The sequence below is a fragment of the Mycetohabitans sp. B3 genome (assembly GCF_021498065.1).
GTDB lineage: Bacteria > Pseudomonadota > Gammaproteobacteria > Burkholderiales > Burkholderiaceae > Mycetohabitans.
Genome location: NZ_JAHLKN010000027.1, coordinates 40,150 through 54,621 on the forward strand (window position 1 = coordinate 40,150; position 14,472 = coordinate 54,621).

Annotated in this window: 10 protein-coding genes; 7 read left to right on the top strand and 3 right to left on the bottom strand. The window is 56.1% G+C overall.

Going from position 1 to position 14,472, the window contains the following annotated elements; translation table 11 throughout:
* Nucleotides 1–5: 5 nt before the first annotated feature.
* The gene (locus tag KQH55_RS08620; RefSeq protein WP_235090598.1) at nt 6–509 is read left to right on the top strand and encodes a Fur family transcriptional regulator; all 504 of its coding nucleotides are present in this window, start codon (nt 6–8) and stop codon (nt 507–509) included.
* Between the two features lie 227 nt (nt 510–736).
* Here KQH55_RS08620 and KQH55_RS08625 read toward each other — a convergent pair whose 3' ends face one another.
* Complete coding sequence (locus KQH55_RS08625; RefSeq protein ID WP_235090599.1) at nt 737–1,525, bottom strand: 5'-methylthioadenosine/adenosylhomocysteine nucleosidase; 789 nt, start codon at nt 1,523–1,525, stop codon at nt 737–739.
* A gap of 211 nt (nt 1,526–1,736) precedes the next feature.
* On the opposite strand from KQH55_RS08625, the gene KQH55_RS08630 reads away from it, so the two are divergent.
* From KQH55_RS08630 to KQH55_RS08640, 3 genes are all read left to right on the top strand, one after another.
* On the top strand, nt 1,737–2,870 hold the full coding sequence (locus KQH55_RS08630; protein WP_076788497.1) for an AGE family epimerase/isomerase: 1,134 nt from the start codon (nt 1,737–1,739) through the stop codon (nt 2,868–2,870).
* A 152-nt stretch (nt 2,871–3,022) separates the two neighbouring features.
* Nucleotides 3,023–3,385 (top strand): hypothetical protein, encoded by a 363-nt coding sequence (locus KQH55_RS08635; protein ID WP_235090600.1) that lies wholly within the window; start codon nt 3,023–3,025, stop codon nt 3,383–3,385.
* A 796-nt stretch (nt 3,386–4,181) separates the two neighbouring features.
* Nucleotides 4,182–5,336 (top strand): hypothetical protein, encoded by a 1,155-nt coding sequence (locus tag KQH55_RS08640; RefSeq protein ID WP_235090601.1) that lies wholly within the window; start codon nt 4,182–4,184, stop codon nt 5,334–5,336.
* A gap of 688 nt (nt 5,337–6,024) precedes the next feature.
* Here the strand turns inward: KQH55_RS08640 and arsC are convergent.
* Entirely contained in the window at nt 6,025–6,381 is a 357-nt protein-coding gene (gene arsC / locus KQH55_RS08645; protein ID WP_235090602.1) for an arsenate reductase (glutaredoxin), read from the bottom strand.
* A 1,050-nt stretch (nt 6,382–7,431) separates the two neighbouring features.
* On the opposite strand from arsC, the gene parA reads away from it, so the two are divergent.
* Together parA and KQH55_RS08655 are read left to right on the top strand one after the other, a co-directional pair.
* Nucleotides 7,432–8,091, top strand: a complete 660-nt coding sequence (gene parA / locus KQH55_RS08650) for a ParA family partition ATPase (protein ID WP_076788492.1) — start codon at nt 7,432–7,434, stop codon at nt 8,089–8,091.
* 23 nt (nt 8,092–8,114) lie between these two features.
* Nucleotides 8,115–9,218 carry a ParB/RepB/Spo0J family partition protein gene (locus tag KQH55_RS08655; RefSeq protein ID WP_235090603.1) on the top strand — a complete coding sequence of 368 codons (1,104 nt, stop codon included), beginning with the start codon at nt 8,115–8,117 and terminating at the stop codon, nt 9,216–9,218.
* 38 nt (nt 9,219–9,256) lie between these two features.
* Here KQH55_RS08655 and KQH55_RS08660 read toward each other — a convergent pair whose 3' ends face one another.
* The gene (locus tag KQH55_RS08660) at nt 9,257–10,603 is read right to left on the bottom strand and encodes a replication initiation protein (RefSeq protein ID WP_076788488.1); all 1,347 of its coding nucleotides are present in this window, start codon (nt 10,601–10,603) and stop codon (nt 9,257–9,259) included.
* A gap of 1,887 nt (nt 10,604–12,490) precedes the next feature.
* On the opposite strand from KQH55_RS08660, the gene KQH55_RS08665 reads away from it, so the two are divergent.
* Nucleotides 12,491–13,660 carry a DNA-binding protein gene (locus KQH55_RS08665; protein WP_076794029.1) on the top strand — a complete coding sequence of 390 codons (1,170 nt, stop codon included), beginning with the start codon at nt 12,491–12,493 and terminating at the stop codon, nt 13,658–13,660.
* Nucleotides 13,661–14,472: the final 812 nt, after the last annotated feature.

Consider the following 14,472-nt stretch of genomic DNA (forward strand, 5'->3'; position numbering starts at 1 on the left):
TTGGCATGCCCAACACTCCATCCCGTACTCCCGCTGCTCGCGCGGCGCAGGCCGGCTCACCGGTGGCCGATATCACGCAGGCGTTGCAGCTCGCGCACGCGTACTGCCAGGAGCGCGGCGAATCGCTGACGCCGCTACGGCAGAAAGTCCTGTCGTTGCTGCTGCAATCCGGCCGCGCCACCAAGGCCTACACGCTGCTCGACGAAATGCGCAAGATTCACCCGGGTTCCGCGCCGCCGACCGTCTATCGCGCGCTCGATTTCCTGCAGTCCGTGGGATTGGTGCATCGGATCGAATCGATCAACGCGTTCACGGTATGTCATGACTTGACGCACTGCCGGCACGGAATCCTGATCGTCTGCCAGTCCTGTGGCGCAGTCGCGGAAATCGATGCGCCGGGTGTTCATCACGCGCTGGTGAACAAGATTGAATCGACCGGCTTCACACTTGTCCGAGGCGAACTTGAACTCAAGGGCTTGTGCGCAGAATGCGCGGCAAAGGCTGCGTAACGTAAAGCGGCTTTGGGCCAAGGATCGGGCCGTCGACCGGCCGATCGTTGCCTGATAGTCCATATCATCCGAGCCATCCATGGGTGAGCCATGAGAATCAAGGCACTGAATACCGTTCTTGCTTCCTTCAAAGAAGCCTTCACCTAGCAGACTCCAAGCCCAACTGGCCGGCGCCACTCGAAGACTGCCGGCTCACGCGCGGCGGCTACGCGCCGCGACCGCTATTGCTACACCCGGCGCTGCGCAAGAAAACGCTGCAGCACACCGCCCGAATACACGCTCGCCACCTCGGCGAGGAACGTCGAGAACGACACCGCGGCGTGTGCGTCAGCGACATCCGAGATCGTGCGGACCACCGCGCAGCGCACGTCGTACTCATGACAGACCTGCGCCAGCGCCGCCCCTTCCATTTCGACCGCCAATGCGTCCGGCGCGGCCGCTAGCACGGCTTCGCGTGCGGCATGGTCGGCAATGAACCGGTCGCCGCTAACGATGAGCCCCCGATGCACGCGCGGCATATCGTCGATCACACCACGGTAGCGCTGGACGAGCTGCATCGCCTGCGCGCGCACAAACGATGCCGCAGCCACTGCCAGCGCGTCCGACAGGTTATCGTCAGTGCCGAAGCGGGAAACGCCGAGCAACGGCACTTCGAATCGCGGAAACAACGGCGATGCGTCCAGGTCGTGCTGCATCAGCGCATCCGCGATGACGATGTCACCCACCCGCACCTGCCGCGCGACACCACCCGCGACGCCAGTGAAAATAATGGCATCAACACCGAATTGGTGGATCATCGCGGTCGCGGTGGTCGCCGCGGCCACCTTGCCCACGCGCGCCAGCGTCATCACGCACGGCAGGCCGCGCAGCGTGCCAAGCGCGTATTCGCGGCGGCCCAGCATCACCGTGCGCCAATCCGGTGCGGCACGCATTTCGTCGATTAGGGGGGCGATTTCCTCCGGCAGCGCGGCCATGATGCCGAGCGGACGAGCGTTCGATTCTTGTACTGTATTCATAGGTCGGAAAGGACGTTGCGTGCACCGGCCAAGCCGGGCGCGGCCGCCCATGGGTCGGGTCAGGTCGGGCTCTGGCGATACCGAGCCGCTAGCATAGCAGGCTGCCGGCCGCGCGCGACGGGTACGCACTCCATCGCCACGCCGACAGCAGGAAGGGGCAACAGTTGCGGTACACTCGCATCCCAGCCGTTCCCGGAAAAAAGCCTGTTGCATGAACCAGCCAAACTACGCCAGCGCAACCATCGACGAGTTGCACCAGCACCTGGCCAGCGTGATTTTGCCATTGTGGGCCACCCGGGGCTTCAATGACGCATTAGGTCTGCCTTATGACGTGATCGCACCGCCAGGACAGCCTGCGTTGCCGCCCACGCGCTACCGGGCTATGGCCTGTGCGCGCCAACTCTACGTGTTCAGCGCAGCTGGCTGGCACGATCACGCAGACCGCTTGTTCGAATCGCTGCGCAGCCGGTTCGTGGATACGACACATGGCGGCTGGCACTATAGCATCGATGCACAAGGCGCGCCGCAAGAGACGCAAAAGGATTTGTACACACATGCATTCATCGTGTTCAGTTGCGCGGAATATTTCCGGCACCGGGGCAACCGGGATGCACTGGATCTGCTCGAAGCGACACTGCACGTGATTGAAACGCGCTTCGCGACCGACGCCGGTCTGTACAACGCGGTGCTATCCGCCGACTTTCGCACGCTCGTCGACGGCCCGCAGCAGAACCCGATCATGCACTTGGCCGAAGCCTACCTGTCCGCCCGCGACGTACAGCGCGACGCGTGGTTTTCCGATGCGCTGCAGCGTATCGCGGAACAGATGATTGCGACATTCGTGCATCGCCCGACCGGCTGCATCGCGGAGTTGCCGATCGGCTGCAGCGCCTTGCGCATCGAACCCGGACACCAGTTCGAATGGTTCTACCTCGCGTCGAGCGCGCCGGATGTCTTTGGACACAGCGACCTGCCCGAGTGGCTCGGCTCGGCCTATATGTTCTCGCTCCGGCACGGCGTGTCGCCTGTCACCGGCGGAGTGTGCGCTGCGTTGGACGAGCATGGCCATGTGATCGAGCCAAACGAGCGGTTGTGGGCGCAAACCGAATTCGCCCGCGCGCTGGCCACATCGCAAGCGCTGCGGGGCGCCAGCGAGGCGCAAGATGCGTACGTGTCCCTGAAGGCTCAACTCGGCCGTTTCAAGCAGCGCTTCTTGCGCGACTACGGCTGGGTAGAATCGATTGCGCAGGACGGCGCCGTGGTGCGCGCGGACATGCCGTCAACGACGCCCTACCACATGGCGACCATGTACCACGCGGTTGCCCGCTTGCGCACGGGGTCGTGACGCCGGTCCATTCGTGGCCCTTTCGCAGGCGGGGCCCCAGCGATGGGGGGCTCGTATGGGCACCTCGTCAATCAGTCTATCGCTTCCTCGAAGCGACGGCATTGCGAACATGCCGGGCGAGGCCCCTAGCAAGCTTGTCGGCGCATCACTCGATGACGCTGTCTCGCCGCCGCGGTGACTATTATTGCGCCACGAACGAGGTCTCGGCAAACGGCTACATGCCGTCCGTCCAGCCCACCCACGCGAGTAAAACCGGCCGTCTCTCCCCTCTGAGCGATCTCGTCCATGCTGTACGTCCAGATCGTCTCATGCTGAGCGGAACGAACTTCCAGGTCCAGGTCCGCCGCACGGCCTATGCACCAGCAGTTTTTAATATTCAGCCCAAGTTCACTGTCAGCCTTTCGAAACGAAGCACCGGTGCGGGCAAACGGTCGGTCTATGGCAGTTACATCGTATGTCTGTGCTGGTTTAATAAAACCACCGCCTTTTTATCTCGACGGCAAGCCAGTTTATGACAACCTTCTGTGTCACGGCCAACACGCGAATTACAGCGATGATATCGGTGTGATTAAAGCGCAACGCTCAAACGAACTCGCATAGGCAAAACAGCGACACCGCGATAAGCGAGGCGTTTTTAAGCGTTTTGTCTGCAGCGCGAGCTTGCTGTTCATCGTCGCGTACGACACAGCGAACTGATGACGCCCTACAGCAACGGCCTCGTCGAGGGGCATGTCAATCTCGTACACGCGTGTTGATCGGTGCTGACGGTGAAAAAGCCACTTCCAAGTTGCTGTTGACAGCATGGAATGACCGGGCGAATTCCGTGAAATATGCGAGAAGGCAACGTAGAACCGGAGTGGGACCGGTAGGAGGAAAGCGCGGGTTGACCATGTGGGAGGATACCTCACCTTATCGTTTGCCGCCAGAATGGCTCGCATGGCATGCCCTGGCTTCGGTTACTTCTCAGCGCCGTGCGGTGCGTGCCGCAACAATAGCCTCACCTTTCTTGCCACCACAGGCAGCCGCCACGCGGCTGACAAGCCCATAATGGATACTCGTTATTTGTTTGCTCCCCACACATCGGATCCGACCTCGCTTCGAACCGAGATGGACAACAGGGCCGAAGCGCCGACACCGCAACCCGTTCAGCGACCAGCTCCGCGCTCGATGAGCGGGCATGCACTACCGATGCTGAGTTGGTCCTCCAGCGATCGGCGTGGACCGCATACGCGGCCGGAGAGCCGCCACGCGTATGGCATGACGTGGCACCAGACGGTCCAGGTGGGATCCGCCCACCGCCCCACATCGCCTATGACGTCAACGCCGGTGCGGCGAGCCGAATTGCCATCCGACGCCTCGCCGTCAGGCGTGGCGACCCGAACCGCGCCGGCCGGCCTGGGCAACGCCACCCGTGCCAGAAGTTACACGTTTCGTCCCAATCCCCAGGACGCTGCGCTTCTCCAAGATCTGTCCGCGCGCCTGGCTGCCTATTTTGCCTATTGCGACTCGCAGCAGGGGGTAAACCTTCGAAAAAAAAAGGATATAACGCATCACGTGCGTAACTTACAAGGGCTATCGGGATGGCTGATAGAGCAGCCTGAGCAAAGCCTGACCAATGTGCTGACACGGCTTGAAGCCGGTCATCTGTCCGATCTCGGCCAAAAGCAATTATTCACTCGGTATCAGGCCAACCCGGTAGGCGGACACAACGCCCCAAATGACGCTTCGTCCATCGGCGCCTCAGTCCGGTGGCTACGAAAGTTGCGGGTATGGGAGTGCGAGCAAGCGTTGGACAGCATCGATTTGCCGGGAGTTGCTAAACACCCTGTGCCCGCAGAGATAGATACTCAGGTCAAACAGGAACTGATTGCGTACTGGTTGGCGACGCAATCTTCGACGCAAACCGATAAAAAAGTGCTTCAACAGGCTTCGCATTTGTCGCCGAAAGATAAAGTCGCCTTAAGATCATTGGCACGGTGGTTTTCCAAAGCATACGATCAAACGGACAAACTGGATTGCATTGCCAAAAATGCAAAGCCGGACATGATAGATTTAATCATTGAGCATTACAAGTCAAGCGCCAGTAAATCTTATAAAGAAAAAATCAATGCATCAATAAAACGCCTTATTTCAGGAGAAAAAATTGTATTCAACAGAAATCTGGATGCGCAGTTGCATACGGATGATAAGCTGGCAATCGATATTATCAAACAACATCCATTTGATAAGGCAACTATCACGGCATTTAAACAGCTTGCGATTTGGGAAAGAGATCATCCGCAGCCGGTGGGCTTGGCACAAATTATTGCAAATCCGGCCTATCAAGCTCACTCTGACAGGTTATTGAAAGCATTCGACAATGATAATAATATATTACCTGATTATAAAATCCGTGCAAAACGGGATATCCCTAAGGCCCAAGAAAGCGACGAGTTGAAGCAAGCGTTGAGTAAACTATTGCCTTAATGCGTGAAACGGCCTGCCATCGGTCATCGAGCGATTGACATTGAATTTTAACATACGAGTGTCACGCCATTGACAAAACTTGGCCCTGCAATATCCGATATTCCCTCCTATATCATTATTGAGAGCGAAGCTGGTGATCGGGCAAGCCTTGAAAGTTACTGAAGATCAGCGGCAACTATGCCGAAACCAAAAACAAACCCGCCGCTGGCATTGCCAAGGGACTGAAGCGCCTGCGCTATCCGCTACACATGATGTTGTTATAAATATGCTAGAAGCTGGCTGCCCCACAGTCCCCAGTATACTTTCAACTTGTCATACTGTGCCGCAATACCTGCAGCCGGTATGCGCTTGAGAATCGCACATGGCACCGGGACTCGAACAGGCGGCACAGGTCAGCGTCGCGGCGCACGAGCAAAAATAGTCTAGGCCGGAGACGGAAATGTAACGATGGCATCTGTTGCCTACTACTGTGAAAAACTCAAACTCCAGTGTTTGCTCCATCGGCCACAGGCAGTCATCGATCAACAGATCGAGGCCCATCTCCCGTCGTGCCAAGTGTGCGGGGCAGGGCCAACGCGATGCGCTCCCGCTGTTCCTCGATTGTACGCTGCCAACTATTATCGGATTCTTATACTGACACCAGATGTATTCGTGCAAGCACTTGGCGACCTGTCAAAGCTGGCGTCACTTAATCGAACAGTGTGGCGATCTGCTCGGGCGGCCGTCCGATTACAGCCCGGGAATCGCGAACAACAATCGGGCGTTGCAACAATACCGGATGGTCGGAAACCGCCTTGAGAAGCGCGTCCTCAGATAACGAGGTATCGTCCAACCCCAGTTCGGCGAAAGTCGGCTCGTTGTCCCGGATCATTTCGCGCACCGGCACACCCAACAATGCACGCAGCTGTTTCAAATCGTCGAGTGTAGGGGGTGTTTTCAAATATTCGACCGTTCGGACTTCCTCGCGTCCTGCCAACTCGTCAACCAGCAAGGCGTAGGCGGCGCGTGATTTCGAACAACGGGGATTATGATAAATCGTAATCATGGATACCTCGGTCACGACATGATGAGAAAATGAAGAGCATCATTGTGCACTGTGAATAACCTGCACGCATGTCACGCATCGCACCATTGCGAACGCTCATCCGCAGTGCTATCAGCAATATAATTTGATAAAAATTTAAACCACATCGATATGAATCGAATGAAGGCGGTCGTTGAGACCTGCGACGTTAAAGCCAATTGTGGCACGTGAGAATTAGCCACCGCGTAGTAAAGCAATACTGCATCAAATCTCTGGTTACCAGCAGCAGCGATGCATGACCGATCTTTAAGAATGCATCGAACCAATAGAGGAGACGAAGCTTTATGCGCATAAAGTCAGCAGCGTATGTACTGTGACAGCCGTTCACCCATTCCATCTTCCTAGCGGCCGGAGCTAGCTTTTAACGTCGATCTCTGGTACCTCCTACGCAAAACGCCTCGCCAAAACATTGGCTTTGCTTCGCAGCTGAAAATCAACACATGTCTAAGGTTCACCGCATCATGCTCACGATTCATGCAAAAGCCACTGACCCACCCCTTGACATGGCCTCCGCACCACTCTCTTGTGTATTGGAAGTCATGTCTGATCAAGGCTGATAAAGCACTCGTCGCGGCAAAGAAGAAATCATCGAGCATCAAATATCTTATTGCCAATAGGCTGTCAAATCACCTCCTCCAGGTGTGCACAGCATTCACTGTCCGTGAGACCTATTGGTGGTTACCTGGATCGATTGGATAGACCAGGCGACTCCAACCAACTGGCTTCTGATATAACGCAACTATCGGTAAGTCATGGGACACCCTTTACAAAACAATCAGACAAGCCTTCGTCGATATCGCTGTTACTCACCTCCTGCCGGCAGGCGGGCATCGTCAAACCGTACCCTGTCGACCACCACGTAGGCAGCCCATGCGAAGCTCTCCTGCCTCTGAGTCCCCGTCCTAATTTATGCGCATAAAGTCTCGGCTGAACGACATCCTCCGAACGGGTTATGGATTTTCAACCGCAAACTCCGATATACTCCTTAAAGTTTATCTAAGGGAGTAACGAGTGGCAGCTGAAATCATTGCGGTTACTCAGCAGAAGGGGGGCGTGGGCAAGAGCACGATCGCAATGCATCTTGGCGCAGCGTTCCACGAAAGAGAAAAGAAAGTTTTGGTCGTCGACGCGGACGGGCAAAATACATTGGTCCACTGGTCTAGCGCCGCCAGTGAAGAATCAGGCATTCCGTTCCCGATTGTGAACTTAGCGGAGGCAGGGGGCCAGATCCATAGAGAAATCAAGAAATTCGTCAACGATTACGATCTCATCATTGTGGATTGCCCACCATCGATCACAGAGAAGGTCTCCGGCGTTGTACTGCTGGCGGCCAGTATCGCGGTTGTGCCAACGTCGTCGTCGCCGGCCGACTATTGGTCGAGCGTTGGTCTGGTCAAGCTGATCCAGCAAGCGCAGACAATGAACGAAGATTTGAAAGCCGTCTTCCTCCTCAACAAGACCGAAGAAAAACGGATGCTGACACGCGAATTGAAGCGCGCGCTCGAGGAACTCGGCTTCCCACTTCTGAAGACACAGATCCCTACTCGCGAGTGCTACAAGCAGGCGATGGCGTTGGGACAAACCGTCCTGCAAATGTCGGACCGTGGCGCCAAACTGGCAAGCGCCGAAATCCGAGCCTGCGCCGATGAAATCGCGGCGCTGTTGCAGTGACTTTATGCGCATAAAGGAGCCGTATGAAATCCTCTCAACTCGCCCGAGGCTTCCAGGCACGGCCGGATACGACGACCAGCGAAAAGCGAACGGCACTGGAACGTCTCAACGCGATCGACACGTGGGTCAAGCAGCCCAGTAGCCCCGATACGCCCGAACCGGTCGCAATTGCTAAAAAGGACGGGGCGCCTGATCCGTCCGAGACCATCACCCCGCACTCCAACGAATCAGCGGCGTACCGCGCGTGGCGTACTGCAAATGGATATACACCGGGACAGGTCATTGAGTTACCACTGAAAGCGATCAAACCCAGTCCCTTCAATCCGCGCCATTTCTACCTGAAGTCGTCGATTGCCGAACTTGCCGTGAACCTTGCCAAGCAAGGTCAGCAGCAGGCTATTCACGTCATTCCGGATCATCAAAACCCCGGCACATTCTTCGTCAGTGACGGCGGCCGCCGCGTGCGGGCATTGAGAGAAGCCAACAAGGAAAGTGTCAGGGCAATCGTCGTAGACTTGCCTATTGGCATTGAGAGCTATAAGCTCGGCTATGATTTGAACGTCCAGCGGGACTCGCAAACAGTCTTCGACAACGCCATCGTATGGCGACGCTTTCTCGACGAGCAGCATTTCCAAAGTCAACGCGAACTTGCCGAGCATCTTGGCATTGATGAGTCGACAGTTGCCGTCGCATTAGGCATTGCGAAACTCCCGGAAGCCGTCATGCAGGAAATGGTGGCTAGGCCGGATCGGTTTGGCTCTAACATGGCGTACCAAGTTGCCCGATATCATTCCGCAAAGGGTACAGATGCCACGCTTCGATTGATCAACAAAATCGTCGCCAACGACCTCAGCACCCGGCAAGTTGCCGATATCGTCAAGGGCAGGGGAGTATCTAGTGACGCGCCCAAGTCGCTGCGCCGACAGCGCTACGCGCAACGGCTGGAAATCAAAGTCGGCGGAGCGACGCTTGGCGACCTAAAGTCGTATGGTGACGACCGCCTTGAGTTGAAGCTGAAGGGACTGACACGGGAAAAGCGCGACGAATTGTTGGCACAGATCGAAGCGCTATTGATGCCAAAAACCTCGGACACCGGTGGCCGCGGCGCCAACACAACCGACGCGTAACACCCCGCACGCGCCACCGGCAGCATTCCGCAAGACGATTATGCTGCGGCGCGTGCGTGGTTCAACGTGAACGCGAGCAGGTCGCCATCCGTCGGCTCGCCCCACGTTTTCAGCGCCAGCCAATCAAAAAAGGCCGTCTCGGCGATCTTTGACGCGATGCCACGCTTACGCCATTCGTCCCGCAGGTGAGCGCCCAGACCCGGCAACGCTTCGTCCTCGAATGATTCCCGGGCAAGCTCCCGCCCCGCATCGTCCTGCTCATCATAAAGCTCACGCGCCTGTTTGCGACGATATGCAGCGTATTCAGCCAATAGCCGGGCCTTTGGATCCTCTTCTCCAGCGACCTTCTTGACTTGCAGCGTTGGGACTTCCTCGACCGGCGGCGCGTAGCCTTTCTTCAGGGCGTCCTTGAACAGCGCCGCAGCACTGCGTACCGCAGGCAGCGTCGTGCTGCGCATCCGTTGTTCGGTCATCTGCAACGCGGCGCGAATGCGATTTTCTTCACTGTCGGCGTACAGCGTCTGCGCCTCTTTCAACGGAATACCGAGCTTGACCATGCGATCGACCAACGTGCTGTCGAACACGTTTGGATGTTCATCGAGCGCCAGCATCGGTTGCTTGCGCTCCGCTACTCGGAACTGGATTTCCGATACACGCCGTCCTTCACGATGCTCGATCAATTCAACATTGATATTGGTTACCGCATTCACTTCCGCGATGGCAGGACGAAGATAATCGCGCTTGAAATACTTGTATTCGCGCTTGGCTTCATCGCCAGCCTCCGAGTCCGGTGTCCCGGACAAAATGGGCCGCCACCACTCCCATGGCTCACGCATCGTAAGATGGCTCGGATTGGTTAAGTAGCGTACGCAGATCTCATACAGCGCCAACCCGGCACTGCTACGCAGTTGGCTTTGAAACTGCAAGCTCAGGCGGGCATACTGGACCGGGTCGAGAAGCTTCTTCTTGATCTTCGGGGCAAACGAGAATTCGACCCATACGCGCCGGGTAGTCGCATCCTCGAGAATTTCGGCGTCCGCGATTAACGTTGAGATGCCCCACTTGCGTCCCGGTTTCTGGCTCGATGTCCCAGTGCTCCATTCGACCTGCACCGATACCATCCGACGCAAATGTTCCTTGACCAGCGCCGTGTCATTAGAGTCGAACGCGGAATTTGCGACGATATCCGAAAGCAACGCCCGATAGGTGTCGCCCGACTCATCGGCTTGCTGCGCAACAGCCAACAGCACATTGAACAGCTTGCGAGTCAGCAAGGTAATCTTACCGCTCTTGGGCTGAATCGCGATGGCTTCAACGGCCTTGCGCAACTCCGAGGAGTTCGGGCTGACAACATCGGTCTTCTTCTTTGCAACGCGGGTGGCCATGTGTCAGGTCCGGACAGTGGTTGCTTGAAGAATACCCGCTATGGTGAGAGCCGTCTACATCCATCGTCTCACCCCTGACGGGTGAGACGCCGCGAAAACACCCACCTCACCGCGAGGTCCCCCGAAGATTCTCACCTATGAAAATCGGGCTGATACGGTAACGCCCCTTGTAGTCGGGGCTGCAGACGTATGCATAACCGTCTCCCCCTCTACGAACCCTAAAATTGAGTCCCGAAAAGCCTCACCTTTGGCCTGTCGCAAAATTCATACGTCGGCTGAAATGGACTGCATGTCCTTGTCCTTAAAGCGGTTTTTGTTACGATTGCAGATAAGCAAAGGTTTATTGCAGGCCTTTCCTGAAAACGCTCACCGTTGATCAACGACCTGCGCCCCGCTGGCGGGGGATCGACAGAACAACGCTCTCTTATTGCGCTGCAGAACCTCCCGAAAACGCTCACCTTTGTCGGGAGGAAAGCCGCCACAGTCCGTCATTGGCCATATAACACGCCGAAAACACTCGTCATAGCGCTCGAAAAAGGGGCACCTACCCGTTAAAAGTGCATGCGGCTTCGAGACCAAATGCTATAAGTCCCGAAAACCCTCACCCTTACGCAGAACATTGAACAGCATCAACCCCGGCGACAGTGCCCCCCTTCTTCTGTCCTGAGGCCCCGAAAAAGCTCACCTTTATAGTATAGCAGCAATGATACGGTGCTCAGAATCCCTTATAAATCAAATACTTCATGAAAAGTGACGGCTCACCCCACGTAACGGAACGGCCGAAATGGCATTGTATGCTCACGCTGGCCGATCCTGTAAAATCTCACCTTATTGCCCGGTAACGCATACTGAACGGCCTACCTAAGCTGCAATCCGGCTCCCGAAAAGACTCACCTAACGGTGCCGCCATGCTTACTTGAGCAAATATTCGTACTGAACTCCCGCTCAATGCGCCTTCATGCCGTTCGGAGGCGAACCATGATCCGCGAAGGAAGAGAAAACCACCGCCCCCGAAAAAGCTCACCTTTGCAGCGCCACGATACGCAGAACGCCGTCTACCTTACGTCTACTCCCGTATCGGCTCACCTTGAAAGACGCTTAAGTCCCGAAAAACTTCACCTTGCCAAAAAATTGAGCAACGAAAGGCAGCCCCGCACTGCGACCACTACCTCCTGAAAAAGCTCACCATAATGTTTTTCAACCAAATACTCCACCGCACCAACGCTTTACTGGTTGGGGGCCCGCGCGGGTATCGTCCTGAAAAGTCTCACCTATAGCCACCAAAGCTGCGTGACCTGCCCCCGAATCCGCTCACGATGTTTCCTGTCACTCCTCACCAGACTCCCTGAACCCCATCACCGTGGCATCCCGTGAAGTCTCACCTGAGTTCCTGGAAACCCTCACCTTGTCGCCCGGAAAGCCATGCCAGACAAGGGTTTGAGCTGGCGTTAACGTTTTTAAAGATACTTCTACGTGTTTCTGTTAACTGACTCAAGAAACCCGCGAGTCTCTGAAAAAGCTATGGCATAACGCGCTACTGTGGTTACCCTGTACCACTGCAATCATCGAAGTAGCAACCGCTACGCTTTTTCTCTTTAGCTAGCCGGCGTTCTGGGAGCACCCAGCGGGGATTAACTAGCCTAACCAACTGGGCTAACCGGGCTCGTGAAACATTAAGTTAAATCCTGCGGAGTGCGCCAAACACTTGGAACATAAAGATATTTTTGACCGCCCTATTTAATGTTTCACACCGATTCCAGTTCCTTTTACTCAAAATATGGTGATCCAACACCATGGCAGGGAGAGTAACGCTCAGTGAATAAATTGGTAGCAAATCTTACGTAGTTTGTTATGATTGCTCCAGTTGACTATGCTAGGCTTGCTCCGATGAATGATGAAGACAAGCAGGCGATACGGGACGAACTGCTAAGCTTGAAAGCGCAGGGCACCCGGCGTCGCGAATTGTCGCTGCATGCGTGTAAACGTCTATTTTTCGATCACGCGGTCCGCCCAACACTAGCCAATGTCCGGGAATTGACCGGTGTCGGCAGCGCCAGTGACATTCCGAAAGATATCGAGTTTTTCTGGGAGCGAGTACGCGACACGTCAAAGGTGCGGATCGATGCCGGTGTACTGCCGCCAGCGCTCCACAGCACCGCTGGCGAACTGCTTCGCAGCCTTTACGATGCCGCACTTGCCGCAGCACGGGATGAACTCGCGCAAAAACGTGTCGAGATGCAACAGACTATCGCCGCAGCAGAGCAAAAAGCCCGAGATGCGCAGCTATTGTATGAGCATGCCCGTGCCGAATTACAACGGCATCATGACGCGTGGACTGGTGCAACGCTCAAAGAAGGGGAATTGGCCGAGCGGCTGGCAACCGAACGAGCCATGGCCAGACGGGCGCACGAACAAGTGATCTTGCTGAAAGGCCGGTTGGCGGATAGCGAAGCAGAGATTTCGACGTTACGCAATAAAGTCGAGTCACTACAGACTGAGTTGAAAGCCCGTACTGAGCACTATGCAGCCGAGATTAAGGATGCCATCGCGAACGCTGAGCGCCGAGTCAAGCCGTTATTGGTCGAACTGGACACGCTACGTTCAGCCTCGTCTTCGTACCAAGCCGGCTTGCGTGAGCAAAGCCGTAAGGAATTCGAGCATGTCCAGCAACTAGCGGCAATCAAGGCGCGTGCCGACACGCTGCAAAACCAACTGGATACAAAGTCGGACGAAGTTGACCGATTGAGTCGGCAAATAGAGCAGTTCCGCGTACAAGCGGGCGTACCGTCGACACTTGGCAAATTGGTTGCCGACCTGGCGCTAGCTGGCCGTCTCACCCATGAGGAAATTGCGTCGATTGGTACCGCTGTTGACGGTTTCGTCGCACTGCCATCGACATGTGCGGCATGCGGTGATGCGGAGCCTGAACTGTATGAGCACGATGGACGCTTCGAATTGCAATGCCCAGCATGCGAGCGCACCTCCGGTGAAGCCCCTTCTCGGCTGTCCGCTTATAATCGATTTGCCGCTGCCGTCTCATCATCGGTATCAAGCTGAACGTGGGACAAGCGGCTTGCAACGCTGTCAGCTTGGCGGTTTACGATACAGCTAGGCTAAGCGATGCGCTGACGCAAGGCGTCACACTGCATTCAAAGGTGAGATTTTTCGGGAGCTATCATTTGGTACATTGCACTGCGGGGCGGCCGCGCTCGCATCTGAATAGGCCGTAAAAGGGCATTGCGGCGCTGGATATCTTTTGAGGTGAGCTTTTTCGGGAGATAAGGTGAGATTTTACAGGGCATTGATGGAAGCGCTTTCGCAGAAAACGATGGTGAGAATCTTCGGGGGCTGAGGAGTGAGCTTTTACAGGAGCAGGACATGAGCCGCCACGGGGGGGACCTGAGGCCTGCCGTCTTGCTGCGCCATCCGGTTGTTCGCTGAACACGTCCGACCACGTATCCTCGTTTGACTGGATGTCGGGGCTGAGCACGTTGCCTCTGCATCTGCGTTTACCATCGACGGATCCCTGTCATCGTGCTGCTGCCTGCATAAGCATAAAGGTGAGGGTTTTCGGGGCCTATAGCAAAATCCAGGCAATTCGTTCCACATCGCGGATGTCATCTTTCCCTCGGTAATCAGCGGAACGCGATGGATTGGCGGAGAGCCGCTGGCTAGAGCCTCTCCCTTTGACACGTCAGTGTTTACGCGTCGATAGCCTTGATGCGCCGTGTACAACCAGCTGTTCAGTATCGGGATCTATCTGCATTACTAGAAAATGGCCTTTGCCGTGCGTGGCAAGGTTTGGCAAATCGTGCGCATAGGTACGACCCGCCCCCCGGAAAAATGGCAACATGGACGTTGATCGTGGT